The sequence below is a fragment of the Streptomyces sp. NPDC050546 genome (assembly GCF_044457425.1).
In the GTDB taxonomy this organism is placed as follows: Bacteria; Actinomycetota; Actinomycetes; order Streptomycetales; family Streptomycetaceae; genus Streptomyces.
Map to the genome: position 1 here is coordinate 70,463 of NZ_JBITGX010000027.1, position 25,517 is coordinate 95,979.

The following is a 25,517-nucleotide window of genomic DNA, read 5'->3' on the forward strand; positions in this document are numbered from 1 at the left end:
CCGCACCGCGCACCGATTGAGTCAAACGCCTGTCCTCGTTCGTACCCGAAGGGGCAACCGGCCACCATAGAGCGAGTGAACGCCGTCTCATGCGGATGGGTGGCAAATCCACCCGCATTGGCTCACCTGCCATGCGCGTCACCGGCCGCGAACCTACCGTTTGCCATACCGTCCTCCCCTTCTCGTACTTCCGGAGCGGCCCGTGGGCGCACCTCCTCTTCCCCGTCCCTTCCTCGGGGAGCGCGCCTCGCACGACGCCGCCTACCGGGCCTTCGTCATGCTGGCCGCCGAGCTGGGCCAGGCGAGCAGCGGCCATCACAACCAGAACTTCGTCCTGCCGTTGACGGAGGACGTGGCCCGGCTGGTCGGACGTGAGGCCGGGACGTCCGTGACCGTCCGTATCCGGCGGCCGGACGCGCTGCCCGTGGTCATCCGGACCTGGCAGAACGAGGCGGAGATCCTCGAGGCCGTCCGGGGGATCCTGCCGCACGCGCCGCAGTGCCTGGTCAAGCGGAACGGTTTCGCGATCCACAGCTTTGTGGAGGGCGTGCCGCTCTCCAGCGTCTGCGACAACGGCAAACCCGTCGACACCCTGCTCATCAGGGCGTTGGCCGGCCTGCTCGCCCAGATGGCCCAGGTACGGCGTGGGGCACTGCCCGCACTGCCGTCCGCCTGGCCCCGTAACGACACGGACAGCCAGGGTTTCCTCCAGACACTGGTCCACCTGGCCGACCGCCAGATCAGGCGGCCCAACTGGTCCTCCTTCGGCGGGCTGTTCGCGGCGCTGGGCATCCCGGAGGACGCTCTCGCCGGACTGGCCGGGCGGGTCCCCGCCATGGCCCGGCGGCCCTACAGCCTGCTCCACGCCGATCTGCACCGGGACAACGTGATCGTGTCCTACGCGGGTGACCCACCCCTCATCTGCGTCGACTGGGAGCTGGCGACCTACGGCGACCCGCTGCACGACCTCGCCACGCACCTCGTCCGCATGCGGTACCCGGCCCACCAGTGGGCCGAGGTGGTCGACGCGTGGGCCGAGGCCATGCAGGAGGTCCGGCCGGCCGCCGTCAACGGACTGGCCAAGGATCTGCGGCACTATCTGGCGTTCGAGCGGGCCCAGTCGGTCTTCCCCGACGTGATGCGGGCCGCCCGGTCCCTCGAGGAATCGTTCACGCAGACGAGTCTGGACGAGGCGACGGCCCAGGTGCGACGTGCCCTCGACGCGGCGGCCGAGCCGCTGCGGCTCGGGAGCGTGCCGCGTGAGGGCGAGATCAGGCGGGCGCTCTTCCGCTGGCTGGTGTCGCGTATGAACGGGGACATCAGCGGCCGGGCCTGGATCGCGAAGGCGTTTGAGTGGCGGCCCGACCGGCGTGTTCCGGAGCGTCCCGACTTTCCGTCCAGCGCGGTCCGGGAGGCCTTGCTGGCGGAGGGTGCCGCCCCGGCGGGCAGGGTCTTCAAGGGGACCGCGCACCTGAACACGGTGGTGTCGGTGCCGGGCGTCGACTCCCCCGTGGTCGTGCGGCGGAAGCTGCCCGAGGTGTGCCGCAGGGAACGAGGCTTCCTCAGCGAGCACACCGTGCTGCGCGCGATCGAGGAGTCGTCCATCGAGGTGGCGGCGCCGAGGGTGCTCGCGTTGGGCGAGACCTTCCAGAGCGACACCATCGCCCTGCACACCTACGTCGGACCGCGTGACGTCGACCGGCCCCCCAACCACCCCGTCCACGGACTGCTGCCGCACGAGGCGGACGGTCTGGTGGACCAGCTCTGCGCCCTGACGCGGGTGCGGTACAAACAGGTCGATCCGACCGCCGGTGAGGGCGCTTTCCACCGCTGGCTGCGGGACCAGCTCATCTCGCTGGTACGGGAGCTGCCGAAGGAGTCGCAGCAGCTCGCCCGGCATCTCGGGCTGCCCGACGCGGACCGGTTGCAGCTGATCCTCTCCCGGCACGAGGTGAGCCGGCGGGAGCCCGCCCTGCTGCACGGGGACCTGAATCCCTGGAACCTCGTACGGCGCGACGACCACCTGGCACTGACCATCATCGACTGGGAGATGGCCGTCGTCGGCGATCCCCTCTACGACCTCGTCCGGCACATGCACCTCACGCCGACCCGGCCGGAGATCCGGGACCGCATGTTCCGCCGCTGGGAGCGGCGGCTGCCCGCCGAGTACACCCGCGACTGGCGCAAGGACTGGCGGGTGTACCGCTGGCTGGAGATCGTGCGGTCCGCGTACGTCGATCTGGACCGCATCGTGACCGGTGCGAGCCTGGACGCCCCGAACGTGCGGCGGGCGGTGGACTCCTACGCCGTGACGCTGGCGGTCGCCACGGGCTCGCTCGGCCTCCCGGTCAGATCCACGGCGAACCCGTATCTCGCCCGCGCCCTGGCCTAGCCGCGCCTCTGCGTAGGCTCCCCCCATGAGCGAGACCGGGCTGCGTGAGCGCAAGAAGCGGCGGATGTACCAGGTGGTGTCGGACATCGCGGTGGGGCTCTTTCTGGAGAAGGGGTTCGACGCGGTGTCCGTCGCCGAGGTGGCGGCGGCGGCCGAGATCTCCAAGCCGACGCTGTTCCGGTACTTCCCGGCCAAGGAGGATCTGGTGCTGTACCGGATCGCCGACCACGAGGGGGAGGCCGCGCGGGTGGTGGCGGAGGCGGACGGGCCGCCCGTGGAGGCGCTGCGGCGGCATTTTCTTCAAGGGCTGGAGCGGTCCGACCCCGTGACCGGGCTCAACGACCATCCCCAGGTGCTCGCCTTCCATGCCCTGCTCTACGGGACGCCCTCCCTGGTCGCCCGTGCGCATACGCACCAGGAGCGGTCGGAGGCCGCGCTGGCCGAGGTGCTCGGGGGTGATCTGGACGCGCGGCTGGCGGCCGGGCAGATCATGGCCGTACTGCGGGTGCTCGCGCTGGAGAACTGGCGGCGGATCGCTGCGGGGGAGCGGGTGGCTGATGTGCGGGGGGACGCGGTGGCGGCGGCTGAGCGGGCGTTCGGCCGGCTGGCGGCGGGACTGCCGCCTCGGCTTCAGGGTGAGGCTGAGTAATAAATTTAACTCGGTTACGTTTTTTGCCGTACGCTCGGTGGAATGACATCGACCGAACCTGCCCTCCGGCATGCCCTCAGCCGTGAACGCGCCCATCACGAACGCTGCCGGGACGCTCTCGCCGCGATGGTCGAGGGCGCCGGTGAACAGGTCGTCGTCGGGGAGGACGTCTCGGCGTCGGGCGCCGACGCGGAGGTGCTCGGGTACCGGCTGCGCAGCCGTGCCAAGGAGCTGCGTGAGCTGCCCGAGGGGCCCTTGTTCTTCGGGGCCCTGCGGGCGGAGGAGGGGCAGTTGCACATCGGGCGGCTGCGGATCTCCGAGCACCCGGCCGAACCGCCCCTCGTCGTCGACTGGCGCGCACCTGTCTCGCGTGCCTTCTACCAGGCATCGGCCCGTGACCCGCAGGGCGTCGCCGTACGCCGGCGGTTCGGGTGGGCGCCCGGCAGCCGCGGGGACTCCGGCGACCTCACCGGCCTGGAGGACGAGCACCTGGGGCAGGGGGAGAGCCGGGCCAGCCGGATCGTCGCCCGGGAGATCGAACGGCCTCGTGTCGGGCCCATGCGGGACATCGCCGCGACCATCCAGCCCGAACAGGACGACCTCGTACGCGGGGACCTGGCGCTGTCGGTGTGCGTGCAGGGTGCGCCGGGCACCGGCAAGACGGCCGTCGGCCTGCACCGGGCGGCGTATCTGCTCTACACGCACCCGCAGCGCATCCGGCGCGGCGGCCTGCTGATCCTCGGGCCCAACCGCACGTTCCTGTCGTACATCGCGGAGGTGCTGCCGGCCCTCGGTGAGACGGGGGTGCGGCAGTCGACCCTCGCCGAGGAGATCGCCCGGTGGCCGGTCCGCGGTACCGACGACGAGTCCGCCGCCGTCGTCAAGCACGACCCCCGGATGGCGGAGGTGCTGCGGCGGGCGCTGTACGCGCGCGTGCGCACTGCGGGGGCGGGCTCGCTCGCCGTGCCGGACGGGTCGTACCGCTGGCGGGTGCCCGAGGCTGAGCTGGCGCGGCTCGTCGCGGACGTACGGGAGGAGGAACCGCCGTACGGGGTCGGGCGGGAGCGGGTGCGGGCACGGATCGTGCGGTGTCTGCGTGAGCGGGTGGAGCGGCGGGCCGGGCCGCCGACGAACGCCTGGGTGCGCCGGGTCGAGCGGTCCCGGCCGGTGTCCGGGTACCTCGACGCCGTCTGGCCCCGGGTGCGGCCGGAGGAGGTCGTGGCCGAACTGCTCGCCGACCACGAGGTGTTGGCCGGGGCGGCCGACGGGCTGCTGGACGGCGCCGAGCAGCGGGCGCTGCTGTGGCGCAAGCCGCCCCGGTCGTGGAAGTCGGCGCGCTGGTCGGCCGCCGATCTGGTGCTGCTCGACGAGGTGGCCGGGCTGATCGAGCATCCGGAGGGGTACGGGCATGTCGTCGTCGACGAGGCGCAGGACCTGTCCCCGATGGAGTGCCGGGCCATCGCGCGCCGGGCGCCCTTCGGCTCGCTGACGGTGCTGGGCGATCTGGCGCAGGGGACGACGCCGTGGGCGGCACGGTCGTGGCCGACAGTCCTGGCGCACCTGGGGAAACCGGACGCGGCCGTGGTCGAACTGACCACGGGATTCCGCGTCCCGCAGGCCGTCGTCGGCCTCGCCAACCGGCTGCTGGAGCGGCTGGACGTGGACGTGCCGGCGGCCCGTTCGCTGCGCGGGGACGGGGAGTTGCGGATGCGGGAGACGGACCCGGACGGGGTGCCGGCGGCGGTCGTGGACGCCGTACGGGACGCACTGGGGCGGGAGGGCTCGGTCGGGGTCGTCGCGGCGGACGCGGAGCTGCCCCGGGTGCGGGCGGCCCTGGACGCGGCCGGTATCGAGGCGGCCGGGCCTGGCGAACTCGGCGCGCGGGTGGCCCTGGTGCCGGCGAGCGTGGTCAAGGGACTTGAGTACGACCATGTCGTGGCCGTCGAGCCTGCGGCGATCGCCGAGGCGGAGGAACGGGGGCTGCACCGGTTGTACGTGGTGCTGACTCGGGCGGTGACGAGGCTGGAGGTGGTGCGGGCCAGGCCGCTGCCTTTCCGGGAAGCGTAGGGTCCGTGCCATGGCTGACATGGACGCGTTCACGGAGATCCCCACCACCACGCTGGCCGATCTGCTGGGCCGCGGGCAGGTCATGGACATCGGGATCCGGCCCCTGTGGGGGCCGGTGCCGCGGGTGGCAGGACCGGCCTTCACCGTGCGGTGCCCGCCCGGCGACAACCTGATGCTGCACGCTGCGATCTACCGGGCCGAGCCGGGTTCGGTCGTCGTCGTGGAGTCGGGCGACCTGGACTACGCGCTGGCCGGTGGCAACGTCTGCGCCGTCGCCCAGCGTCGCGGTGTCACCGCCTTCGTCCTCGACGGGCTGATCCGCGACCTCACCGAGGTACGGGAGGCCCGCTTCCCGGTGTTCGCACGCGGTGTGATCCCCATCCCGGGCACCAAGTCGGCCGCGGGGCCCCTGGGCGAGCGGGTGACCTGCGGTGGGGTGGGCGTGGACGCCGGTGACGTGGTCGTCGCTGACGAGGAGGGCGTCGTGGTGGTGCCCGGGGCCCGACGCGAGGAGGTGCTCAGCGCGGCGCGCGCCAAGCTGGCGAAGGAGGCCGCGGAGACCCTGGACGACTGGGAGTCGGCCCACCGGGCGCGGATCGAGAAGGCCCTCGCGGAGCAGGGGTTCGAGGGGGCAAGGGGCTTCGAGGGCTTCGGGGGCTGAGTCGGCTCAGCGTTCCGTGAAAGCCCCTCCCGTGCCGAAGGCCAGGGCGCCGAAGCGTTCGCCGATGTGGCGGTGGGTGGCGGCGTCCGGGTGGACGTGGTCGGGGAGAGGGAGTTCGGCGGCGTCGGACTCGCCGTAGAGGGCGAGGCCGTCGAGGTGGTGGAGGTTCGGGTCGTCGGCCGCGCGTTGCCGCACGATGCGGGCCAGTTCCTCCCGGATGACGCCGAGCGTGAGCTTCCCGGCCCGCTTCTCCGCCGGGTCGCCCATGGCGGCGAACAGCAGCCGGCCCTTCTCGATCTCGCTGAGGTCCGGGGCGGTGGGGCCGGGGGTGTCCTCGTGGATCGCGCAGTGGATGGGGGAGATGACCAGCAGCGGGGTGTCGGGGTGCCCGTCGCGGATGGTGTCGAGGAAACCGTGCACGGCCGGGCCGAAGGCGCGCAGCCGCATCACGTCCCCGTTGACGATGTTGATGCCCACCTTGACGCTGATCAGGTCGGCCGGGGTGTCCCGCATGGCACGCGCGGTGAAAGGGTCGAGCATCGCGCTGCCGCCGAAACCGAGGTTGACCAGTTCCACACCGCCCAGGGACGCGGCGATCGCGGGCCAGATGGCCGTGGGGCTCGCGGCGTCGGAGCCGTGGCTGATCGAACTGCCGTGGTGCAGCCACACCCTGCGGCCCCGGTCCGGCAGGGGCGCCACGGGCGCGTCGGTGCGCAGGGCGACGAGCTCGGTGGTCTCGTTGTGCGGCAGCCAGATCTCGACGTCCTTCTCTCCCGACGCCAGGCCGGTGAAGCGGACGGTGCCCACCGGGCCCGGCGTGACCTCGCCCTCCCAGGTGGCCATGTCGACCGTGAGGACGTTGCCCCCGGTCCCGGAGGCCTGGCCGGCCGGGCGGCCGTCGACGAGCAGGTCGTACAGGCCGTCCGGGCGGGACGGGAAACCGACGTAGTCGCGCTTGGTGCGCAGCGTGTCGAGTTCGACGGCCGTCGCGGCGGTACGGAAGACCAGCCGTACGCCCGAGGGCTGGGCCTCGGCCATGGCCAGCTGGGCGTTGGTGTTCTGGGCGCGGGCCCGGGCGGGCAGCCGGTGCGGGAGCAGGCCGTGCTCGGTGCGCTCCAGGTCGAGGGCGCCGCGCAGCAGGTCGGCCGTGAGCGGGGTGGTGATCCAGTCGCGCTCGGTGTGCTCGGTGTGATCGGTGTGCATGGTGTCAGCCTCGGGGATCCGTGGGGGGCGCGGGCCAGTTGCGCAGCAGCGTGTCGAGGGCGTCGATGATCCGGACCCAGGTGTCGTCGGTGTCGGGGGCGCTGTGGCTGAACCCGCCGCCCAGCTCGAGGCTGACGTACCCGTGGAAGACGCTGCCGAGCAGGCGGACGGCGTGGGTCTGGTCCGGTTCCGTCAGGTCGTAGCCGCGCAGCAGGGCCCGGGTCATCCGGGCGTGCCGGACGCCCGCGCTCGCGGCCGCCGTCCGCGGGTCGAGCCGCAGCTGGGCCGCGGCGTAGCGGCCGGGGTGTTCCCGGGCGTAGTCGCGGTACACACCGGCGAGGGCGGCCAGGGCGTCCTTGCCGGCCCGTCCGGCCAGGGCGTCGGCGGCCCGGTCGGCCATTTCCGCGAGCGCCAGCAGGGCGATCCTGGTCCGGAGGTCCTGGGAGTTCCTCACGTGCGAGTACAGGCTCGCGACCTTGACGTCGAACCGCCGGGCGAGCGCCGAGACGGTCACCTGGTCGAAGCCGACCTCGTCGGCGAGTTCGGCGCCTGCTGCGGTCAGTCGCTCGGGGGTGAGTCCCACGCGTGCCATACGGCTTCTCCCTTCTGCCTGAATGGATTGTGCATCCGCCTAATACCTTTAGGCAAGTGGGACCCGGATTTAGGCGTCCTGGAGGGTGCGCCGGGCGGGCGTGCGGAGCCTCCTGCCCCGCCTGGTCAGGCCCCAGGGCTTCAGCAGCGAGATCACCGTCATGAAGACGTAGGCGGACAGCGAGACGACCGGCCCCATCAGCACGTCTCCGGCGTCGGGCAGCGGACCGCCCGCGGCGACGGTGGTGACCGCGTAGTTCACGCCGGGGCGCAGGGCGAACACCGTGGCGGTCGTCGTGGCGAGGGTCAGCCAGAACTTCGTGTAGACCCACCGGTGCCGAGCCAGACCCCACGCGGTCCCCAGCGACAGCACCAGACCGCTGAGGAGCGTGAGGAACGCGACGGGAAGCAGCAGCCAGTCGGCGAAGAGCTTCATCGCCCGGACGGACGCCTCCACGGTCACGGCGGACCCGGTGGTGGCCGCAGTGGCCCCGAGCGCGAGCAGCCCGAGCGTGAGCCCGAGCCAGCTCGCGGAGGCGGTGACGTGGACGACGAGAGCGGCCCGGCGGGCGGGGCGGCTGAGTTTCGGAGTCATGGGGAACACGCTGCCGGGGCGGTGGGGCGCGGTCGTCTCCCCGCGGGAGTAAGCCGGCGTACTGGCGTCGGAGTACGGGGTGCGTCTCAAGGAACCGGCCGGATCGGGCCGGTCGCCGACCTGGGCTGCGGCCCTGGCAAGGCCGGACTGGCCCGGGCGGCGTACCCGGAACTCCGTTTCACCGTCGGCTCGATGACGGCGCCGTGATGCCGGACCGGAGCACTACCCGTCGTGTGTCCACACCCGCAACGGTCCGATCGGCTCGAAGCCATGCTGGAGGGCGACTGCCAGATCGTCGCCCTGCTCGTAGCCGACGACGGGCAGGGTGGGGAAGAGCCAGGTGAGGGCGTGCAGGACTAGTGGCCAGGCCGCGTCGGTCCCGCCGTCCCGCCCGAAGACGTTCGAGACACCGACCACGTGCTCACTGCGGGTCGCCACCGCTCCGGCGACCACTCGGCCGTCGGCGGAGTCGGTGCCGTCGGCGGAGCGTCCCAGGATCACGAAGGTCTCCGGGTCGGCGAGCAGCCCGGGACGGAACAGGTCCGCGTTCCCGGCGCCGTCGTCCCAGGCCTGTGCCCAGGCACGCAGGGTGTCCGGGTCGCCCGCCACGTCCCAGGCGAGGTCGGGTGCCGCGGTGGGCGCCCCGGCCGGACGGTGGATCCACCGCGCCTCGAACAGCACCCGGAACCCCGCCTCCGCCAAGTCGAGGTCGGCGAAGCTGTCCTTGACCGAGGCGCCGGGCGAGGCCGTGTCGATCCGTGCCACGAGCGCGTCGCGGCCGGCGTCCGGCTCCAGCGTCACCGCGTCTGGGTAGTAGAGCGGCGTCCGACCCCGGGCGGCCCAGGCCTCGGCCCCGAACTCGCCCGTCACCCCGTGCGCCCGGCACATCGCCGCACACCACTCGGCGTTGTTCCGGGCGGCGGCCCGGAGGAGCGGCAGCTTCTGCGAAGTCGTCACGAGTGCGGATCATGGCCGTGCCCGACCCGATTTGTCGAACGGTTTCGCGATCAGCGCTTCTAGGGTGTGCACGGCCAGAGTCCCCATCGATCGGCACGGAGGCGCCCCATGACCCCACTGATGAAGTTGAGCGCGATCACCCTGGACTGCCCTGATCCGCTCGCCCTGGCGGCGTTCTACCAGGAAGCCACCGGACTGGGGCTCCACCCGAAGTCGAACGCCGAGTTCGCGACGCTGGACGGTGAGGGCGGGTTCAACATCGGTTTTCAGCGGGTCGACGACTACCGGGCTCCGAACTGGCCCGGCCAGGTCGTTCCGCAGCAACTGCACTGCTGTTTCAGGGTCGTGGACGTCGATGAGGCCGAGGCCCGGCTGCTGGAAATGGGGGCGGGTAGACCGGATCAGCCGCAGGAGGACAGCTGGCGGGTCCTCACGGATCCGGCCGGGCATCCCTTCTGCATCGTCGGAGGCTTGTCCTGAGCGGTGTGCCGTGACCGGCGTGCCTTGAGCGGCGTGACGCGACCTTCGTGTCGTGACCTGCGTGTCGTGCCCGGCGTCAGATCACGCGGAAGAGGTCGGCGGCCGCGTGGACGTTCGTGAGGTCCTCCACCGCGCGGAGGTTGTCGCACAGGGTGTCCAGGACCGAGTCGGCCTCGGCGACGCGTGGGGCGCCGACGGCCACGCCGAAGACGCGGAAACCGAGCCGGTGCTTGGCCTCGTTCCAGCCGCGCGTCCACTCCTCGGTGACGCCGCAGTCGTCATCGGTGATCATCACGATGTCGCCGCGTCTGCGGGAGGCGTCGTTGAACTCCTCCTCCAGCAGGTCGGCGGCCGCGCTCAGGGGTGCCTGGTAGCTGGTGCCGCCGCCGAGGAAGGTCTCCGCGAAGTCGAGGGTCCGGGCGATGCCGGAGGGCTCGTCTGCCGGGAAGCGGAAGACCTGAAGCCGGTCCGCGGCGGAGAAGAGGATGCCGACGAAGTCACGCCCCGCGTGGCGGGCCTGGTCCAGCAGTGCCAGCGCGCACGCCTTGGCCCACGCCTCCCGGGTGATGCCGCCGGGCCCGGACTCGTACATGGAGTGCGAGGTGTCGACGCAGGCGATGATCGCGCCCCGGCCGGTGGCCTGTTCTCCCTGGCTGTCGTAGAGCATCAGCTCCCCGGCGGCGTAGCGCACGGCGAACACCGCACGCAGCTCGGGCAGGCCGAGGGCCGCCAGCTCGGAGGGGACGATGCGGGACAGGTCGTCGCCGAGTGTGACGCCGACCAGTTCCCCGGTGGCGTTCCCCACCTTGCGGGCGCGCTCGCCGCCGGCCATCTGCCGGAAGCGGCCGATCAGTTCGGCCCACTGGGCGAGCCGCCCGGTGGACAGCCGTTCGGCGAGTCGGGCGCGGTCGCCGAACGGCATCCGCTCCAGCTCACCGGGGCCGACGCCCCAGGCCCGCATCAGCGCGGCCTCATCGCGTACGGACGCGGCAGCCTTCGCCGTGGCGGTCCGCGCGGCGGCACGGATTCCGGGCATCGCGGTCGCGAGGCCTTCCGCCGCCTCCTGTGCGGCCTGCCGTGCGGCGGACTCGGCAGCCTCGGCGTTCTCCGTCGCCCGTTGTACGGCGTCGGCGGCCGGGGGCGGCACCATGCCGTCCTCGTCCGTCTGTTCGGCGGCCTGCCGCAGTGCCTCTCCTACGGCGGTGGCGGCGTTCTCGGTGTCCTGCTGGGCCTTTCCCGCCCGCTCGGCCCGCTCCTGGGCCTGCCGCGCACGCTCCAGCAGTCCGCGCAACGCGCCTGCCTGGGCCAGTACGGCCATGGCGGCGGCGTAGGGGTCGCCGGCCGTCTCCCGGTGCAGTGCGGCGAAGTCCGGGGACTCCAGCAGCGCGGTGACCACCTGGTGCTGGACCAGCCGGGCGGGGTCCATGTCGGCGGGCTCGCGCAGCCGGGGCTTGACCTTGTAGGCGGCCAGGAACACGTCCGTCAGGAGGTCGGCGACGTGGCTGTTACTTCCTTTCAGCTCCTCGGCCAGCTCGCGCAGTCCGGCCGACTGCTCGTAGGTGTCGCGCCAGGTGAGCCGGTCGAAACGGTCCGCGACCACGGCGTCGGTGTGCCGCGTGCGTATGGCGGCGGACAGGCTCAGCCACTTCCCGCCCAGGCGCCCCAACTCCTCGAGCCGGTGCGGTCCGTCGCCTGTCACAGCTGCGCCTGCACCATGCTCGCGTCCATGCCGAGGGCCTCCGTGAGCACGCGGGCGCGGACGGCGCGCTGGCGGCCGGTGACCCGGTCGATGGCGGCGGTGGAGCGGCCGGCGCTCGCTGCCTCGGCGCGTAGCTTCTCCAGCCGCTTCCCGGCCATGGCGAGCTGGTTGTGGGCCTTCTTGATGACCCAGTCGCTCAGCGCCTCGCGGGACTGCCCGGCCATCGCGTCGAGCTGGGCCTCCAGTTCCTCGATGGTGTCGGAGAGGTCGAGGGCCTCCTTGGCGTCGGGGTTGACCAGGTGAAGCACCTCGCGCTCGACGGCCGGACGCTCGGCGGGGGAGTCCCACAGCACGTGTGTCAGCACCGACAGATCGGCCTCAACGACCTCGGGGCGGCCGTCGAGGTACGCGGACGCCTGGAGCAGCCCCACCGCCTGTCGCCAGCGGCGGTCGGAGGCGACGAGTTCTCTGCGGCGCAGGGCGGCCCGCAGTGTGCACACCGCGTCCACGATCGCGTCGGGGACGTCCACGCCCGGCACGGCCTCGGTCACGGCGTGCCGCAGGGCGGCCAGCTCGATCGTGGTCCGTTCCGGTGCCGCCGGGCGGCCGACGGCGGAGCGGACCAGCGCGGCGAAGTTCGAGGGGTCCTCCAGGTATCCGACCTCGATCCGCACCAGCAGCCGGTCGTAGATCGCGGCCGAGTCCTCACCGCTGGGCAGCTCGTTGCTGGCGGTGATGGCCCCGATGAGGGGGCAGCGGATCGGTTCGCCGCCGTTCTCGGGGTGGTAGATCCGCTCGTTGAGGTAGCCCAGGGTCTCGTTCAGGGCGGCCGTGGAGCACTTGAAGATCTCGTCGATGAAGGCGATGTGCGCGGTCGTGGCGCGGCCGTCGTAGACCTGGCGGTACTCGCCCCGGGCCAGCGCGGCGACGTCGATGGGACCGAACATCCGCGTCGGCGCGGTGAACTTCGACAGCAGGATCTCCCAGTAGGCCGCCCCCTCGACCCGGCCCGTGAGCTCCCGGGCCAGCTCCGACTTCGCCGTCCCGGGCGGCCCGAGCACCAGCGAGTGCTGCCCCGCCAGCAGCGTCACCACCAGCGTCCGCACCACGTCGTCCCGCTCGTAGAACCGCTCCGACAACTCGTCGCCGATCGCCCGCAGTCTCTGGGCGGTGTTCTGAGCGTCGTGTACGTCCATCATCAACTCCTCGGCGGTGGCGCTGTGCTGGGCCGTCCGGGACGGCTGCCTCCCCGAAACTACGACGGCCGCGAGCGACATGGGCCGTGTGTCGGCGGTTCGCTCCGTACAGCTACGGGCGACGGCGTGACCCTCGCCCGCTTCCGGCGCCCGCTTCCGGCCGCTGCTGGGCGAACCCGCTTGGGTGGTGTGAGGCAGAGCTGATGTCTTCTCAGCGACGGCCCAGGAGCTCGGTGATCCGTAGGAACCCGTCGGTGCCGTGGCCCCGTCCGATGGCTCGGCGTGCCATGCCCTCGGCCGCGCGCATCACTCCCGCGTCGATGCCGTGCGCCTCGGAGGTGTGGACGATGTGTGCCATGGACGAGACGGCCGAGGTGATCGGGTTGCCGTCGCCGGAGTAGTTGCCGTTGTCGGCTTCTTCCGCGGCCTCCTGGAAGATCGGCGGGAGGATGTCGCCGATGCCCTTGGCGAACGGTGCCAGCTCACGTCCGGTGATGCCTTCGGCCCGCGCCACCGCCAGGGCGTGCACATAGCCCGCCATCGCGGTCCAGAAGATGTCGAGCAGCGCGATGTCGTAGGCCGCGGCCCGGCCGATGTCCTCGCCGAGGTGGGTGTGGGTGCCACCCAGCGCCTCCAGGGCGGGCCGGACCTCGCGGTAGACGTCTTCCGGGCCGCTGTGCAGGAACACGGCGGCAGGAGTTCCGATGGTCGTGGTCGGTGTCATGATCGCGCCGTCCAGGTAGCGGACACCGTGCTCAGCCGCCCACGCCGCGGTGTCTCGGGCCCGGTCCGGTGTGTCGGCGGTCAGATTGACCACCGTGCGCCCCTTGAGCGCGCCGGTGACCGCTTCTCGCCGCAGAATGGCGTCCACCGCGTCGTAGTTCACCACGCAGACCACGATCACACGGCCTGCGGCAACGGCTTCCTCGACCGACCGGACACTGACCGCGCCCCGCGTGGCCAGCTCACGGTCCCGGCCCTGCGTACGGTTCCAGACCGTGGTCCGTCGGCCGGCGTCCAGGAACGCGCCCGCCAGGGATCTGCCCATCGGCCCCAAGCCGAGGACGGTGACGGCAGACTCTTCGGTGTGTGGGGACATCGCTCAACTCCCATGAAAGATACCGGCAAACCATTACGAAAGGGGCGAAAGTGACGCGCAGTCGTGCCCAGGACCCGAATGTCTGCGGGGTCACCGCGGCCATCGCCGTGATCGACGGAAAGTGGAAGACGGCTCTGCTCTGGCTACTGGAGTCGGGTCCGCGCCGCCCGGGCGAACTGCGTCGGCTGCTGCCGGGTCTCAGTGAGAAGGTGCTGACTCAGGCGCTGCGCGAGATGGAGGCCGACGGGCTGGTGCACCGGGAGGTGCACGACGTGCTCCCGCTGAAGACCACGTACTCGTTGACCGCATTCGGTCGAGAGCTGTCCGAGGCGCTTGCTCCCCTCTCCGACTGGGGCCACCGCCGCCTGGAAAAGCTCGCCGACAATCGGTCGGTCTCCTGACCCATCGCCTCGTCACCCCGCTCCTCACCAGCGTCTGACGACCCTCCGGCCGCCCTTCACCAGGGTCGCCCCCTGGTCGGTCATCGCCAAGTACCCACAAAAAGGTGGCTACTCAGGGCTGTGCGTCGTCGCGTCGGCGGTGACTGTGCCAGAGATTCCTGAGGGCCTCGAGTTCGGTTCGGGGGAAGTGCTCGCCCCATTTGCCGCGGTAGCCGCTCTCGCCATAGGACCGAGCCACCTCGTCGAAGCAGCGGACCGCGGCTCGGACGAGTGCGTCGATGGAGAGATGGGCTGACCAGATCTCGGTGCCCTTGTTGTCGTGATCGCTGCCGTGTCGCAGCTCCAGCACGCGAACCCAGCTGTCGTCGCCTTCGCGGTAGAAGATCCAGCGGTAGGCCGTTGGTTCGGCTTCGAACTGTGCGCGGGTCTCCGTCTGCCCGGCGACGAGCCGGGACAAGGCGGTCAGCAACTCCTCCGGAGCACTGGTGATGTAGGACGCGGTGAGCTCCGCTTTCGCCTGGTGATCCTCAACGGTGCAGCCGGCCCAGCCGTGTCCATCCAGCGTCCAGGTCATGCGCATGTCTGCTGTCACGTCTGCTGCCCTGTCCGCTGTCATGGCTGCTCTCCGGCGAGAAAATCCTCGATGTCCGACGCCAGGGACGACATCTGCTCTCCGGCCTCCAGCCAGGTCGTCACCGAGGCGGTCCATCCTCCCGTGGCATTCCGCCAGGGGCCGCAACGTCCAGGTCAGCCCGACAAGGCCGCCGCACCGAAAGACGGCGGACATCGTCAAGTCCCTGTCATACGTGTGCCAGACCCGCTCGCCTTGCCAACCCTGGTGATCCGCAGCATCGCTCCCGCCGGGGTTGTCATCGACGCCCCGCCGCGGCCACCACCGAGCGAGAGTCGATGGCGTCCACTGGGTCAACCGCCGTCCGTGCCGTCACGGTTCCGGCGCTCGACGTACAGCCGGTCACCCGCCGGGCCGGTCCATTCGAGTCGCACGACACCGGGCACGGCGGTGTCGGCCTTGCGTGAGGGGTGGGACCAGTAGCCGGCGGCCGGGTTGCGGAAGAACGTCGCCCACGGTCGGCCGTGATGGTCCGTGAAGAAGTTGTTGTGGCCGGCTCCGACGCCCGCGGTCCACCGCTCGGAGTAGGGACCCTCGAAGGTGTCCGAGACGGCGACGACAGCGTCGTACTGGTACTGCCGGCGACCCGCTCCGGGAGTGTCGTAGGCGTATCGCGTGGTGCCGTCGGGATTCGCCGACGTCAGGTCCCAGATGGCCTGGAGGAGGTAGTACCTGCCCTCGTACCTGAACACGTAGGCGCCTTCGCGGTACGGCTCGGGTGAGTACCGCTGCTGCCGGAACCTCGGGAGGTCCGTGGCCGGGACGATGTCCTCCATGTCGTCCCGGAACCTGGCGTACAGGTCGTTGTGCAGCACGAGCCACGCGTCCCGGCCCTCGCAGTAGAGGCTGCCGTCGATGTGGAAGTAGGCGCCCGGCTCGACCACGTCCGGCCCGTCGGGGAGCGGGTTGCCGAAGGGCTCGTCGAGGTTGCCCTCGACGAGCCGGTACGGCCCTTCCGCGCCGCCCTCGCTCACCAGCATGAACGAGCCGACCTTGCGGGAGTGGTCGCCCGTGCAGGCGACGATGTACCACTTGCCGCGGAAGTGGTGCAGTTCCGGGGCCCAGACCTCGCCGCGCTTGCCGAACCGGTCGTCGTGCCAGTACTCCTGCCACGGAGCGACGACCGTGCGTCCGGGCCGGTTCTCACCGGCGAACTCCGGTGACCACACCTTGCCCTTCTCGGCGCCGGGCCGGATGCCGGTGGTGTCGGCGAGTTTCCACGGCCCTTCGAGGGAGGGGGCCACCCACACGAAGATCCCGTCGTTCCACGGTGCGGGCCCGTCCAGTCCGGGCGCGCGGGTGGTGCCTGTGGCGACGTAGACCGGACGGCCCTCGACCGTGAAGCAGTTGACGTAGGTGTCGCGTATCCACACCCGGCCGAGCTCCTCGTCACGGGGGCGCCGTTCGAGTGGGAGGAGGAAGGAGTTGTCCTCCCGCGGCCACAGGTCGAGGCGGGTGTCGGCACGTCCGTAGGGCTCGGGATCGGGCCAGTTCGACGGGTGGCGCCCCAGCGGCGCGGCCCTGCTCCGGGCAGGCGCCGTCGGTGCGGGAGCCGCCTGTGCGGCAGGTCCGGCCGCGGGCAGTGCCGCCACGCCCAGGCCGGCGGCGCCCGCCAGCAGGGACCGTCGGGGCAGGCCGCTGTCAGAGCTGGTCATCAGTCACGTTCTCCTTCGTCGTCGGGAAGTCCGCGAGGTGACTCGGCGCAGGCTTCGGCCAGCACGGCGCCCATCTCCGGGACGAGCCCGGGGACGGGGTCGTGGGTCAGTTCCGTCATCCGCAGTCGCCCTCCGACCGTGACGACACCGAGTACGTGCTCGCCGCGCAGCTGAGTGATCTGCGCGGGGCCCCACAGAGCGGAGAGCGCACAGGGGCCCTGCCGACTCGGGTGTGCGACCCCGAGGTTGGTGATCTGGAGGTCGGCCGCGGTGGCCGCGGTCATCATGGCCTCGGCGTCGCCGGAGCCTGACGGGGGATGTGCGGCGAGAGCCGCGGCTCCGGCCGCCAGCGCGGCCGGTGTGCGCTGACGGGAAAGCGATGCGCGGGTGCGACGAGAAAGCGTCCAGAAGCCCTCCACGCCATGCGTGGCGCTTCCCGTTCGGGCACCTGCGAACCGGACCACCACCTCATCGGGCAGGCCGGCCGCACGCCGCAGATCCACCGGGCTCAGTACCCGCACGAACTCCCGCCCCCGTCGGTGAAGGACCACCGTGGCAGCGGCGCAGAGCGCGGCATGCACCGAAGTGCGCTCCTGGCGACAGCGGCGGACGAGCCGCGCGGTCAGTCCCTGGTCCAGGGCGAGGGCATCGACGTGCGGCCTGCGCCCGGAGAAGGGGACGAGCTCGCCGACCGCGCTCATGCGCTCGTCGTCCTCCGCAGGCGTGCTGGTCGCGGTCTCACCGGAGTCCGCAGGCGTGCCGGTCGCGGTCTCGCCGGAATCCGCCGCCGTGCCCACGCGGGCGAGGAGCTCCTCCTGCGCTTGAGGAACATCCCCCCGCGCCAACTCCTCACCGCCCAAGGCCGCCACCAGGTCCAGCAGCGCCCGCAGACCGCCGACACCGTCAGCGATCTGGTGAGCGAACGTGAGCACCACGGCGCACCCCGACTCCCGAGGTACCAGCACGGCACGGGCCAGGGGCCCGGGCTCCGGGGGGATCGGCCGCGTCTGCTCGACGGCGACGACGGACTGCCAGGGAGTGCCGTCGGCGGCGGTCTCGTGGGGGATCGCTCCTTCGCACGCCCGGAACACCGCCTCGGGCGCGGTGCGGTCGACCGCAACACCGAGCAACGGATGCCGATCCCGCAGCGCCGCGAGCGCCGAAGCCAGCGTTCTCGCCGACACCCGGTGGTCCAGTTCGGCGACCAGCGAGAACTGGACGGGGTTGCGGTGCGTGTAGAAGTCGATGGTGCGCTCGAACGCCCCCAGCGGCCGAACGACGCGGCCCTGTTCCATGTCCCTCCTCGTCATGCTCGCGGTAGTCCCTCCATGTCGCGGGGTTCTGCCGTGGAGGCCGCCGGGCACTCGGTGCTCGCGCTGCTCGTGCCCGCTCCGGCCAGGGCCTTGAGCCGCCGGCCCGAGCGCCGGCCCGCCCACAGGACGACCAGCAGGGCCAGGGCGAGCAGCGGGTAGCCCATGGCGATCCTCGCCACGGCCAGCCAGCCCGTACGGTCCTCGTCGTAGAGCCACTGCCAGACGGCTACCCGGAGCGCGAAGACTCCCACCAGAGTGAGCGTGGCGATGTCGAACCAGCGTCGCGAGGGCTTGTCCTTCAGCCAGGAGGTCCCGGTTCCGGTGAGCGCGCCCCAGACGACGCCGGCCAGCGGGCGCCGTACGAGGACCGAGAGCAGGAAGAGCACGCCGAGGGCGAGATTGCTCCAGATGCCCGTCAGGAAGAAGCCCTTGGCGGATCCGGTCTTCCAGGCGACGAACGAGGCGACCGCGACGCCGAACAGGCCGGAGAGAGCGGGCTGTAGCGACTCCTTGCGCACCAGACGCAGTACGGAGATCGCCAGCGCGACAGCTACGGCGGCGCAGATGGCCGCCGTCAGTCCCAAGGAGGAGTTGGCCAGTACGAAGGCCACGATCGGCAGCATCATGTACACGAGGCCCGTCGTGCCGCCCAGCTGCTCCAGTGGTGTCTGTTTCGGTTCAGTCATACGAGATCAACTCACCAAGTAGTCGATTGTTTGTACGGCTTACACGGCTTACACGGCTTGTGCGGCTTGACGGCTTGTGGGACTGCTCTGCGGCCGGTTCGCCGCCTCGGACCTCAGGCGACGGGATCGCCGACGGCTCCGCCGGTGGCCGTGCGAATGGCATCGGCGAAACGCCGGGAGACGGCTGCCACGTCGGTGAACTCCGTGATGTCGGCGCCGGCGAGGACGGCGGCGCCGATGTGCTCCTCCAGCACCCGTACGACCGCGGCCGCGGCCGCGGCGTGCATCCGCACCTCCACATCGCCGGCCGGGCGCTCAAGACGGTCGCCGATGATCACGCACAGCTCCCGTTCCGTCTGGTCGCAGGCCATCAGCCACGCCGTGCGGAGCGCCGGTTCGGTGTCGGCGAGCCGGATCATCCTCATCGCGAGCGCCTCGTCGGCGGGGTCGACGGGCGGTCTCTCGTGACGGAGCCGGGCCAGTTCCGCGGCCAGGTGGTCCTCGAGGGAGCGCTGCCGGGGCCAGGCGCGCAGCACGCTCAGCAGGGTGACGACGCCCTGCATGACGACCGGCTCGGCACAGCTCTCCTTGCTGCGGAAGTGCCGCCAGATGGTGCGGGTGGAAAGGCCCACGGCCGCCGCGATCTGGTCGCCGCTCGTCGCGGCCACTCCCTGATCCCAGAACAGCCGAGCCGCCTCCCGGGAGATCTCCAGACGCAGCCGCGCACGCCGCTGCTCGCTCATTCCCCCTTTGCCCCGCGTCTCCGTCGGCACAGCGCTTTCCCCACTCCTCTTCGTGACGCCTCGGTGTGCGTCTCTTCGTGACGCCTCGGCGTGCGTCCTCAAGCGATACTATGTCACTAAGTGACATTCTGCGAGTGCTTGTCGGGCAGTCGGGTGGCGTGGCGCACTTTTGCAAGCGGGTGCTTGCAATAGTTAGCGGGATGCGGCACCGTGGAGGACATGGCATCGCTCAACGTCGGCAATCTCGGTGACTACCTGCGCGAGCAGCGGCGCAACGCGCAGCTGTCGCTGCGGCAGCTCGCCGACGCCGCCGGGGTGTCCAATCCGTACCTGAGCCAGATCGAGCGCGGGCTGCGCAAGCCGAGCGCGGAGGTGTTGCAGCAGGTCGCCAAGGCCCTGCGGATCTCCGCCGAGACGCTGTACGTCCGCGCCGGCATTCTCGACGCCGAGCGGGACCGGGACGAGGTGGAGACGCGTGCCGTCATCCTCGCGGACCCGACCCTGCACGAGCGGCAGAAGCAGGTGCTGCTGCAGATCTACGAGTCCTTCCGCAAGGAGAACGGGTTCGGGACCGGCGACGGCGCGGACGGCTCCGCGGACTCGGCTTTCGTCGGCGTCGTGGTCGGTGAAGGCGCGGCGGATACGGACGGGGACGCCCCGGACGGCGGCACCGAGATACCCAGACGCACTCGCACGGCCGACGGCGAGCAGCTCGCCGCAGGCCTGACCCGCACGGCCGACGGCGGGCAGTCCGCCGCAGGCCTGACCCGCACGGCCGACGGCGGGCAGTCCGCCGAGGACCTGACCCGCGTGGCCGACGGCGGCGAGCCCGCAGGCGGCCGGGTCAGCGGGAAGGACGGCGGCACGTCCGCCACCCGCCGGACCCGCAAGAACAACGGCGGTACGCCCGCCGCCCGCCGGACCCGCAAGAGCACCGGCGGTACGCCCACGACTCGCCGGACCCGCAAGGCCACCGGCGGCAGTGACACCGACCCGCAGCAGACGGTCGGCTGAGCCGGACCAGGGCACCGGCCGCTCCGCTGCGGATCACACCACCCTCAGCCGAACCCTCAAGCGAGAAAGAATCCGGGAGGACCCTCACCATGGCCATCACCGACGACCTGCGCAAGACCCTCAGCGACCCGACTCCGCTCTACTTCGCGGCGGGCACCGCCGACCTCGCCCTCCAGCAGGCGAAGAAGGTGCCGGCTCTGGTGGAGCAGCTGCGGGCCGAGGCTCCGGCGCGGATCGACGCCGTACGCAACACCGACACCAAGGCCGTCCAGGAGAAGGCGTCCGCCCGGGCCAAGGAGGCCTCCGCCCGCGTCAAGGAGACGCAGGAGAACCTCCAGACCAAGGTCACGGGGTTCATCGGCTCCCTCGACGCCGACTTCAAGAAGCTCGGCAGCAACCTCGACGCCGACCTGAAGAAGTTCGGCGAGAACGCCCAGGACTTCGCGCTGCGCGGGGTCGGCGTGGCCGCCGAGTACGCCGTCAAGGCCCGGGAGACCTACGAGAAGGTCGCCGAGCACGGCGAGCAGGCCGTGCGGACCTGGCGCGGCGAGGCCGCCGAGGGCATCGAGGACGTCGCCGAGGGCGTCGAGGAGCTGGCCGTGGCCGTCGAGCCGAAGGCCGAGCCCGTCGAGGTCAAGGAGGAGCCGGTGAAGCCCGCCGGCGCCAAGGCCCAGGCCGCCCCGGAGAAGAAGGCGCCCGCCGCCAAGAAGGCTCCGGCGCGCAAGCCCGTCGCCAAGAAGACGCCGCCGGCGAAGTAAGCGCGGAGGTAGTAAGCGCGAGGTAGTAAGCGCGGAGGCTGACGCGGGCCGGGCACCCTGGGGGTGTCCGGCCCGTTGTACGGGTACGGTGACCGCGTAGGGACGAGCCGAGTCTGGTGGTGGACGTTGTGCTGATGCAGGGCTTCGCAGGGTTGATGTGGCTTCTGAGCATGGCCCTGATCATTTTCAGCGGCTTCGCTCTGTTCGACGCCGCCGTGCGGCGGGAGGACGCGTACCGCGCGGCCGACAAGAAGACCAAGCCGTTCTGGCTGATCATCCTCGGTCTGGCCTTCGTCGTGAACCTGCTCTTCCCGATCCTGTCGTTCCTGCCGATCATCGGGCTCATCGCGACGATCGTGTACATGGTCGACGTCCGCCCGGCCATCCGCGCGCTCCCCGGTGGCGGCCGCACCGGGCGCGGCTCCAGCAGCGACGGCCCGTACGGCCCCTGGAACGGCGGCCGGTAGACCCCGGCCGGTAGCCGACCGGTCTCGCCCCGACAGGTCCCGCCCCGACAGGTCCCGCCCCGGCCGGGCTACGGCACCCGGTCCAGCAGCAGTACCGCCACGTCGTCCGTCAGCTCGCCACCGTTGAGGTCGCGCACCTCGTTCACCGCCGCACGCAGCAGCCGCTCGCCCCGCAGCCCCTCGGCGAACTGGCGGCGGATCATCTCGGTCATGCCGTCCTGGCCGAGCCGCTCCCGGCCCTGGCCGGTATAGCCCTCGATCAGGCCGTCGGTGTAGAGCATCAGGCTCCACTCGGCACCCAGCTCCACCTGCATACGCGGCCAGCGGGCACCCGGCAGCAGCCCGAGGGCGGGTCCGTTGTTGTCGTAGGGCAGCAGACGGGCCGGTTTGCCCGGGCGGGCCAGCAGCGGCGACGGGTGACCCGCCAGGCACAGGCCGGCGCGGCGGCCGTCCGGCGCGATGTCCACCGTGCACAGCGTCGCGAAGATCTCGTCGTCGGCCCGCTCGTGCTCCAGCACCTGCTGGAGCGTGCCCAGCAACTGGTCGCCGCACAGGCCGGCCAGCGTCAGCGCGCGCCACGCGATCCGCAGCTCCACCCCGAGGGCGGCCTCGTCCGGGCCGTGACCGCACACGTCACCGATCATCGCGTGCACGGTGCCGTCCGGCGTGCGGACGACGTCGTAGAAGTCACCGCCGAGCAGGGCGCGCGAGCGGCCCGGGCGGTAGCGGGCGGCGAACCGCAGCGGAGAGCCCTCCAGCAGCGGGGTCGGCAGCAGACCGCGCTCCAGGCGGCGGTTCTCCTGGGCCCGCAGGCGGCCCTCGGCGAGCCGGCGCTCGGCCGACTCGGAACGCTTGCGCTCCACCGCGTAGCGGATCGCGCGGCTCAGCAGCCGGCCGTCCAGCTCGTCGCGGAACAGGTAGTCCTGGGCGCCCACGCGCACCGCCTCCGCGCCGCGCTCGGCGTCGCCGGACGCGGTCAGCGCCAGGACGGCGTGCCGGGGCGCGAGCTCCAGCACGTGCTTGAGCACGGCGAGCTCGTCCTCGGAGTCGCTGTGGCCCGGCGCGGGCAGCGCGAGGTCCAGCAGGATGCAGTGGACGTCGTCGGTCAGCAGCCGCCCGGCCTCGGTCAGATTGCGGGCCGTGCGGACGCGGATCGGCTTGCCTGCCTGGTCGAGCATGTCCGGCACGATCGGCGAACCGGCCGGGTCGTCCTCGATCAGCAGCAGGGTCAGATTGGTGTGGGCGGTGTTGTTCTCCACCTTCTCCGTGCTGTTCCCGGCGGTGTCCGGCGTGCGCGGGGCCGCGGTCGAGGTGTCCGTGACGGAGTCCTCGGCGGAGCCGGCGCACGGGGACGCGGCCTGCGCCTGACCACTCTCCACGGCCGGGATCGCTCTCTGCCGCGGTATGGGTACGGGCATTGTCTTGGGTTCCTTCCCTCCCCCCGAGGGCATGGCGGGGGCGAGGGACCTCGACCCACCGACGGGGACCATAGCGGGTGTCGGCGCCGCATTGGAATGGTGTGAGCCACGCCGCTACGCCATCGGCCAGTGTCATATGCCGCGATATGTGCCGCAGTTGGACAGGCCGGAGATGCTGCGGAGATGACGAACGTCACGTCAGCACCGCGTTTCGCAGGGGGTCCGGCGTGCGGTGGGTCACGTGGGCCGGGTCACCAAAGGTGCCCGATGCCCGATATGTTCACCCGGCGTCGGTGCCGGGATCCGGCCGTACGACCCCGAGGATAGGCATGGATCCCGCCCCCGCGACGGTGATGTCCCGCCCGGGCCGCGGGGCGTGCACCATCGCCCCGTCGCCGATGTACATCGCGACATGGCTGGCGTCGTCGAAGTAGATGATGAGGTCGCCGGGCCGCATGTCCTGGACGTCGATGTGCCGCAGCTGCTTCCACTGCTCCTGCGAGGTGCGCGGTATGCCGCGGCCGGCGGATATCCAGGCCTGTGAGGTCAGCCCGGAGCAGTCGTAGGTCTTCGGGCCCTCGGCGCCCCACTGGTACGGCTTGCCGATCTGGGCCGTGGCGTACTCGACGGCCTTCCTGCCCTGCTCGGTCGCCTTGCCGCTGATCTCGTCGAGGACGCCGGAGCCGAGCCAGTCGGACTGCGCCTTGGCCGCGGCCTGCTTCTCCAGCTCGGCGAGGCGCTTCTGTTCGTCCTTCCGCAGTTCGGACTCGACCTTCTCCGCCTGCTTGATCTGCTTCTCGATCTTCTTCTGCGCGGCGGCCTTGGCCTTGCGGCCCGCCTCCAGCTTCTTCCACTGCGCGGAGGCGTCCTTGGCGTACTGCTCCAAGTCCTGCTGGGTGCGGCTCAGTTCGCCGAGCAGGCCCTTGGCCGCGTGCTGGCCCTGGCGGACCCGGACCGCTCCTTCGAGGAACTCCTGCGGGTCGTCGCTGAGCGTCAGATGGGCCTCGGGCGGCAGTCCGCCCCCGCGGTACTGCGCGGCGGCCGAGGCGCCGGCGCGGTCCTTCAGCCTGGCCAGCTTCTCCTTGCCCTTGACGATCTTCTTGGCCAGTTCGACGATCTCTGCGGACTGCTTGTCCGCCTTCTCCTCGGCGGCGTTGTACTCGTCGGTGGCACGGCCGGCGGCGCGGTAGAGCTTGTCGAGTTTCTCGCGCACGGCCTCGAGGTCCTTGCTGGGCCCGGGCGTCGGGCTCGCGCTCGGCGTCGGCTCCGGGCCGGGGCTCGCGAACGCCGTGCCCGGTGCCGCCAGCACGGTGATCGCGCAGACCACTGTCACAGCCGTCGCGATCAGGCCACGCTTGCCCGTTGCCATACCTCAGCCCCCAACTGATTAACCGTCAGTAACATCCGGTTCGTCTGGGGATGCTGCCACGACGGCGCCCAAAGCGACAGGGGTAGTGCTTCCCGCCGCCCCCGCACCGGTATGCCCCCGGCATGCTGATCTCCCCGCCTGTGTGACGAACGACTCAAAGAGATCGTTCCCGGAGGGGCGTGTCGGTCCCTGCCCGGCCTTGGCGGTGCGCCTCAGCCCCGCGGGGCCAACGCCTCCCACCGCACCGTCACTTCGCCCTGCCGCCACCGCACCGGCCCGTCCGCCACCGGCCAGTCGGCCGTCAGGTCCCGTACCGCCCGGATCCACCGCTGGCGGGCGCCGTAGGAGGCGTAGGGCGCGGCGGCCGCCCAGGCGCGGTCGAAGTCACGCAGAAAGGCGTGCACCGGCTCGCCCGGGACATTGCGGTGGATGAGCGCCTTCGGCAGGCGCTCCGCCAGGTCCGAAGGGCGCTCCAGGGAGCCCAGCCGGGTCGCGAAGGTGACCGTGCGCGGCCCCTCCGGGCCGAGCGCGACCCACACGTGCCGCCGCCCGATCTCGTCGCAGGTCCCCTCGACCAGCAGCCCGCCGCGCGCACCGGTGGCCGGGTCGGCCGGTGCGAGTCGCCCGCACAGCCGCTCCCACACGGCCGCGACCTCGCCCTCCTCGTACTGCCGCAGCACGTTCGCCGCCCGGACGAGCAGGGGCCGCTGGGGGAGGGGGAGCTCGAAGCCGCCGTGCCGGAAGACGAGCCCCGCCCGCTCGTACGGCAGCGCCGCCGCGACCCGGGCGGGCTCGATCTCGACGCCCACCACGCGCGCGCGTGGCGCGACCGTGCGCAGGCGGTGCAGCAGCTCGACGGCCGTCCAGGGGGCGGCACCGTAGCCGAGGTCGACCGTCACGGGGTCGGCGGCACGGCGCAGCTCCGCGCCGTGCGTGGCCGCGATCCAGCGGTCCATACGGCGCAGGCGGTTGGGATTGGTCGTCCCGCGCGTCACCGTTCCCACGATGCGGGGGCGGGCCGGGGCGCGGGATGTCATGCGTACGAGGGTATGCGGCCCCGGGATCCTCAGGAGTGGCCCTTGTCTGTCCTCAGGCGCCACCCCCGTACGTCCCGAACTCGGGCACCCCCGTCGACTCGAAGACATGCACCGACAGGCCGCCCGGCGTCGTCCGGTGGCCGGTGAGCCGCAGCCCGGCCGGTGCCCCGCCGTCCGGGAAGAGGCGACGGCCCTGGCCCACCACGACCGGGGCGATCACCAGCCGCAGTGTGTCGACCAGCCCGGCGGCCAGCAGGGACTGCGCGAGCCGGGCGCAGCCGTGGATCTGGATCTCCCGGCCGGGCAGCCGCTTCAGCTCCGCCACCCGGGCGGGGACGTCGCCGGACAGGACCGTGGTCGGGTTCCAGTTGCCAGCCGCTCGAACTCCTCGTCGAGATGCGGCACGAACCAGCCGCCCCGCTCGAAACCGTCGCTG

26 protein-coding genes and 1 pseudogene are annotated in these 25,517 nt (G+C 71.7%); 9 read left to right on the plus strand and 18 right to left on the minus strand.

All coding sequences use genetic code 11. The features are described from left to right. The first annotated feature begins 202 nt into the window (after positions 1-202). From ACIBK5_RS41305 to ACIBK5_RS41320, 4 genes are read left to right on the plus strand one after another with little or no spacing between them, the layout of a single operon-like run. Positions 203-2,392 carry a phosphotransferase family protein gene (locus ACIBK5_RS41305; RefSeq protein ID WP_399028248.1) on the plus strand — a complete coding sequence of 730 codons (2,190 nt, stop codon included), beginning with the start codon at positions 203-205 and terminating at the stop codon, positions 2,390-2,392. 25 nt (positions 2,393-2,417) lie between these two features. Beyond that, complete coding sequence (locus ACIBK5_RS41310; RefSeq protein WP_399028250.1) at positions 2,418-3,041, plus strand: TetR family transcriptional regulator; 624 nt, start codon at positions 2,418-2,420, stop codon at positions 3,039-3,041. Positions 3,042-3,083: 42 nt separating this feature from the next. Continuing rightward, positions 3,084-5,108 (plus strand): HelD family protein, encoded by a 2,025-nt coding sequence (locus tag ACIBK5_RS41315; protein WP_399028252.1) that lies wholly within the window; start codon positions 3,084-3,086, stop codon positions 5,106-5,108. 10 nt (positions 5,109-5,118) lie between these two features. Continuing rightward, positions 5,119-5,769 (plus strand): RraA family protein, encoded by a 651-nt coding sequence (locus ACIBK5_RS41320; protein WP_399028255.1) that lies wholly within the window; start codon positions 5,119-5,121, stop codon positions 5,767-5,769. Between the two features lie 6 nt (positions 5,770-5,775). Here ACIBK5_RS41320 and ACIBK5_RS41325 read toward each other — a convergent pair whose 3' ends face one another. The 4 genes from ACIBK5_RS41325 to ACIBK5_RS41340 form a co-directional block, all read right to left on the minus strand. Then, positions 5,776-6,972: a GDSL-type esterase/lipase family protein gene (locus ACIBK5_RS41325; RefSeq protein ID WP_399028257.1), complete on the minus strand. Its 1,197-nt coding sequence runs from the start codon at positions 6,970-6,972 to the stop codon at positions 5,776-5,778. Positions 6,973-6,976: 4 nt separating this feature from the next. After that, complete coding sequence (locus ACIBK5_RS41330; protein ID WP_399028259.1) at positions 6,977-7,564, minus strand: TetR/AcrR family transcriptional regulator; 588 nt, start codon at positions 7,562-7,564, stop codon at positions 6,977-6,979. A 69-nt stretch (positions 7,565-7,633) separates the two neighbouring features. Further along, positions 7,634-8,158, minus strand: coding sequence for a DUF2269 domain-containing protein (locus ACIBK5_RS41335; protein ID WP_399028262.1), 525 nt, complete (start codon positions 8,156-8,158; stop codon positions 7,634-7,636). 222 nt (positions 8,159-8,380) lie between these two features. Further along, positions 8,381-9,046 carry a hypothetical protein gene (locus ACIBK5_RS41340; protein ID WP_399028332.1) on the minus strand — a complete coding sequence of 222 codons (666 nt, stop codon included), beginning with the start codon at positions 9,044-9,046 and terminating at the stop codon, positions 8,381-8,383. Between the two features lie 177 nt (positions 9,047-9,223). Here ACIBK5_RS41340 and ACIBK5_RS41345 point away from each other — a divergent pair, with 177 nt between their 5' ends. After that, complete coding sequence (locus ACIBK5_RS41345; protein ID WP_399028264.1) at positions 9,224-9,595, plus strand: VOC family protein; 372 nt, start codon at positions 9,224-9,226, stop codon at positions 9,593-9,595. 76 nt (positions 9,596-9,671) lie between these two features. Here ACIBK5_RS41345 and ACIBK5_RS41350 read toward each other — a convergent pair whose 3' ends face one another. The 3 genes from ACIBK5_RS41350 to ACIBK5_RS41360 all read right to left on the minus strand — a co-directional run bounded on the left by ACIBK5_RS41350 (position 9,672) and on the right by ACIBK5_RS41360 (position 13,589). Next, positions 9,672-11,294 (minus strand): vWA domain-containing protein, encoded by a 1,623-nt coding sequence (locus ACIBK5_RS41350; protein ID WP_399028266.1) that lies wholly within the window; start codon positions 11,292-11,294, stop codon positions 9,672-9,674. Continuing rightward, positions 11,291-12,490, minus strand: a complete 1,200-nt coding sequence (locus ACIBK5_RS41355; protein ID WP_399028334.1) for an AAA family ATPase — start codon at positions 12,488-12,490, stop codon at positions 11,291-11,293. The genes ACIBK5_RS41350 and ACIBK5_RS41355 overlap by 4 nt, the downstream gene beginning before the upstream one ends. Before the next feature lie 211 nt (positions 12,491-12,701). Continuing rightward, positions 12,702-13,589 (minus strand): NAD(P)-dependent oxidoreductase, encoded by an 888-nt coding sequence (locus ACIBK5_RS41360; protein WP_399028269.1) that lies wholly within the window; start codon positions 13,587-13,589, stop codon positions 12,702-12,704. A 50-nt stretch (positions 13,590-13,639) separates the two neighbouring features. On the opposite strand from ACIBK5_RS41360, the gene ACIBK5_RS41365 reads away from it, so the two are divergent. Then, a complete protein-coding gene (locus ACIBK5_RS41365) occupies positions 13,640-13,990 on the plus strand; it encodes a winged helix-turn-helix transcriptional regulator (RefSeq protein WP_399028271.1) in 351 nt (116 codons plus the stop codon). Positions 13,991-14,102: 112 nt separating this feature from the next. Here the strand turns inward: ACIBK5_RS41365 and ACIBK5_RS41370 are convergent, their stop codons facing one another. The 7 genes and pseudogenes from ACIBK5_RS41370 to ACIBK5_RS41400 form a co-directional block, all read right to left on the minus strand. Beyond that, the gene (locus ACIBK5_RS41370; protein WP_399028336.1) at positions 14,103-14,564 is read right to left on the minus strand and encodes a hypothetical protein; all 462 of its coding nucleotides are present in this window, start codon (positions 14,562-14,564) and stop codon (positions 14,103-14,105) included. Positions 14,565-14,602: 38 nt separating this feature from the next. Then, complete coding sequence (locus tag ACIBK5_RS41375; protein ID WP_399028338.1) at positions 14,603-14,686, minus strand: hypothetical protein; 84 nt, start codon at positions 14,684-14,686, stop codon at positions 14,603-14,605. Between the two features lie 85 nt (positions 14,687-14,771). After that, positions 14,772-14,918: pseudogene (locus ACIBK5_RS41380) on the minus strand (hypothetical protein); the annotation flags it as partial. Next, entirely contained in the window at positions 14,915-16,276 is a 1,362-nt protein-coding gene (locus ACIBK5_RS41385; protein WP_399028273.1) for a family 43 glycosylhydrolase, read from the minus strand. The pseudogene ACIBK5_RS41380 and the gene ACIBK5_RS41385, both read right to left, overlap by 4 nt. Beyond that, positions 16,276-17,571, minus strand: coding sequence for a peptide synthetase (locus ACIBK5_RS41390; protein WP_399028275.1), 1,296 nt, complete (start codon positions 17,569-17,571; stop codon positions 16,276-16,278). The genes ACIBK5_RS41385 and ACIBK5_RS41390 overlap by 1 nt, the downstream gene beginning before the upstream one ends. Positions 17,572-17,582: 11 nt before the next feature. Further along, the gene (locus tag ACIBK5_RS41395; protein WP_399028277.1) at positions 17,583-18,275 is read right to left on the minus strand and encodes a DUF3159 domain-containing protein; all 693 of its coding nucleotides are present in this window, start codon (positions 18,273-18,275) and stop codon (positions 17,583-17,585) included. 113 nt (positions 18,276-18,388) lie between these two features. Further along, on the minus strand, positions 18,389-19,018 hold the full coding sequence (locus tag ACIBK5_RS41400; RefSeq protein WP_399028279.1) for a TetR/AcrR family transcriptional regulator: 630 nt from the start codon (positions 19,016-19,018) through the stop codon (positions 18,389-18,391). 219 nt (positions 19,019-19,237) lie between these two features. Here ACIBK5_RS41400 and ACIBK5_RS41405 point away from each other — a divergent pair, with 219 nt between their 5' ends. The 3 genes from ACIBK5_RS41405 to ACIBK5_RS41415 all read left to right on the plus strand — a co-directional run bounded on the left by ACIBK5_RS41405 (position 19,238) and on the right by ACIBK5_RS41415 (position 21,257). Beyond that, positions 19,238-20,032, plus strand: coding sequence for a helix-turn-helix domain-containing protein (locus ACIBK5_RS41405; protein ID WP_399028281.1), 795 nt, complete (start codon positions 19,238-19,240; stop codon positions 20,030-20,032). An 89-nt stretch (positions 20,033-20,121) separates the two neighbouring features. Then, entirely contained in the window at positions 20,122-20,790 is a 669-nt protein-coding gene (locus ACIBK5_RS41410) for a hypothetical protein (RefSeq protein WP_399028284.1), read from the plus strand. 134 nt (positions 20,791-20,924) lie between these two features. Next, a complete protein-coding gene (locus ACIBK5_RS41415) occupies positions 20,925-21,257 on the plus strand; it encodes a DUF2516 family protein (protein WP_399028286.1) in 333 nt (110 codons plus the stop codon). A gap of 68 nt (positions 21,258-21,325) precedes the next feature. On the opposite strand, the gene ACIBK5_RS41420 is transcribed toward ACIBK5_RS41415, so the two are convergent. From ACIBK5_RS41420 to ACIBK5_RS41435, 4 genes are all read right to left on the minus strand, one after another. Further along, positions 21,326-22,675 carry a PP2C family protein-serine/threonine phosphatase gene (locus ACIBK5_RS41420; protein WP_399028288.1) on the minus strand — a complete coding sequence of 450 codons (1,350 nt, stop codon included), beginning with the start codon at positions 22,673-22,675 and terminating at the stop codon, positions 21,326-21,328. Positions 22,676-22,955: 280 nt separating this feature from the next. Then, on the minus strand, positions 22,956-24,044 hold the full coding sequence (locus ACIBK5_RS41425) for an NlpC/P60 family protein (RefSeq protein ID WP_399028291.1): 1,089 nt from the start codon (positions 24,042-24,044) through the stop codon (positions 22,956-22,958). Positions 24,045-24,256: 212 nt separating this feature from the next. Next, positions 24,257-25,081 (minus strand): class I SAM-dependent methyltransferase, encoded by an 825-nt coding sequence (locus ACIBK5_RS41430; RefSeq protein WP_399028293.1) that lies wholly within the window; start codon positions 25,079-25,081, stop codon positions 24,257-24,259. 52 nt (positions 25,082-25,133) lie between these two features. Further along, on the minus strand, positions 25,134-25,406 hold the full coding sequence (locus tag ACIBK5_RS41435; protein WP_399028295.1) for a dihydrofolate reductase family protein: 273 nt from the start codon (positions 25,404-25,406) through the stop codon (positions 25,134-25,136). Between the last annotated feature and the right edge of the window lie 111 nt (positions 25,407-25,517).

Coding starts and splice junctions, on each gene's coding strand:
- ACIBK5_RS41355 (WP_399028334.1), bottom strand. CDS start 12,490: ATGGACGTACACGACGCTCAGAACACCGCCCAGAGACTGCGGGCGATC.
- ACIBK5_RS41345 (WP_399028264.1), top strand. CDS start 9,224: ATGACCCCACTGATGAAGTTGAGCGCGATCACCCTGGACTGCCCTGAT.
- ACIBK5_RS41415 (WP_399028286.1), top strand. CDS start 20,925: ATGCAGGGCTTCGCAGGGTTGATGTGGCTTCTGAGCATGGCCCTGATC.
- ACIBK5_RS41405 (WP_399028281.1), top strand. CDS start 19,238: ATGGCATCGCTCAACGTCGGCAATCTCGGTGACTACCTGCGCGAGCAG.
- ACIBK5_RS41340 (WP_399028332.1), bottom strand. CDS start 9,046: ATGTGCCGGGCGCACGGGGTGACGGGCGAGTTCGGGGCCGAGGCCTGG.
- ACIBK5_RS41385 (WP_399028273.1), bottom strand. CDS start 16,276: ATGACCAGCTCTGACAGCGGCCTGCCCCGACGGTCCCTGCTGGCGGGC.
- ACIBK5_RS41420 (WP_399028288.1), bottom strand. CDS start 22,675: ATGCCCGTACCCATACCGCGGCAGAGAGCGATCCCGGCCGTGGAGAGT.
- ACIBK5_RS41425 (WP_399028291.1), bottom strand. CDS start 24,044: ATGGCAACGGGCAAGCGTGGCCTGATCGCGACGGCTGTGACAGTGGTC.
- ACIBK5_RS41330 (WP_399028259.1), bottom strand. CDS start 7,564: ATGGCACGCGTGGGACTCACCCCCGAGCGACTGACCGCAGCAGGCGCC.
- ACIBK5_RS41430 (WP_399028293.1), bottom strand. CDS start 25,081: ATGACATCCCGCGCCCCGGCCCGCCCCCGCATCGTGGGAACGGTGACG.
- ACIBK5_RS41310 (WP_399028250.1), top strand. CDS start 2,418: ATGAGCGAGACCGGGCTGCGTGAGCGCAAGAAGCGGCGGATGTACCAG.
- ACIBK5_RS41370 (WP_399028336.1), bottom strand. CDS start 14,564: ATGACCTGGACGCTGGATGGACACGGCTGGGCCGGCTGCACCGTTGAG.
- ACIBK5_RS41410 (WP_399028284.1), top strand. CDS start 20,122: ATGGCCATCACCGACGACCTGCGCAAGACCCTCAGCGACCCGACTCCG.
- ACIBK5_RS41315 (WP_399028252.1), top strand. CDS start 3,084: ATGACATCGACCGAACCTGCCCTCCGGCATGCCCTCAGCCGTGAACGC.
- ACIBK5_RS41320 (WP_399028255.1), top strand. CDS start 5,119: ATGGCTGACATGGACGCGTTCACGGAGATCCCCACCACCACGCTGGCC.
- ACIBK5_RS41325 (WP_399028257.1), bottom strand. CDS start 6,972: ATGCACACCGATCACACCGAGCACACCGAGCGCGACTGGATCACCACC.
- ACIBK5_RS41390 (WP_399028275.1), bottom strand. CDS start 17,571: ATGGAACAGGGCCGCGTCGTTCGGCCGCTGGGGGCGTTCGAGCGCACC.
- ACIBK5_RS41395 (WP_399028277.1), bottom strand. CDS start 18,275: ATGACTGAACCGAAACAGACACCACTGGAGCAGCTGGGCGGCACGACG.
- ACIBK5_RS41360 (WP_399028269.1), bottom strand. CDS start 13,589: ATGTCCCCACACACCGAAGAGTCTGCCGTCACCGTCCTCGGCTTGGGG.
- ACIBK5_RS41400 (WP_399028279.1), bottom strand. CDS start 19,018: ATGAGCGAGCAGCGGCGTGCGCGGCTGCGTCTGGAGATCTCCCGGGAG.
- ACIBK5_RS41335 (WP_399028262.1), bottom strand. CDS start 8,158: ATGACTCCGAAACTCAGCCGCCCCGCCCGCCGGGCCGCTCTCGTCGTC.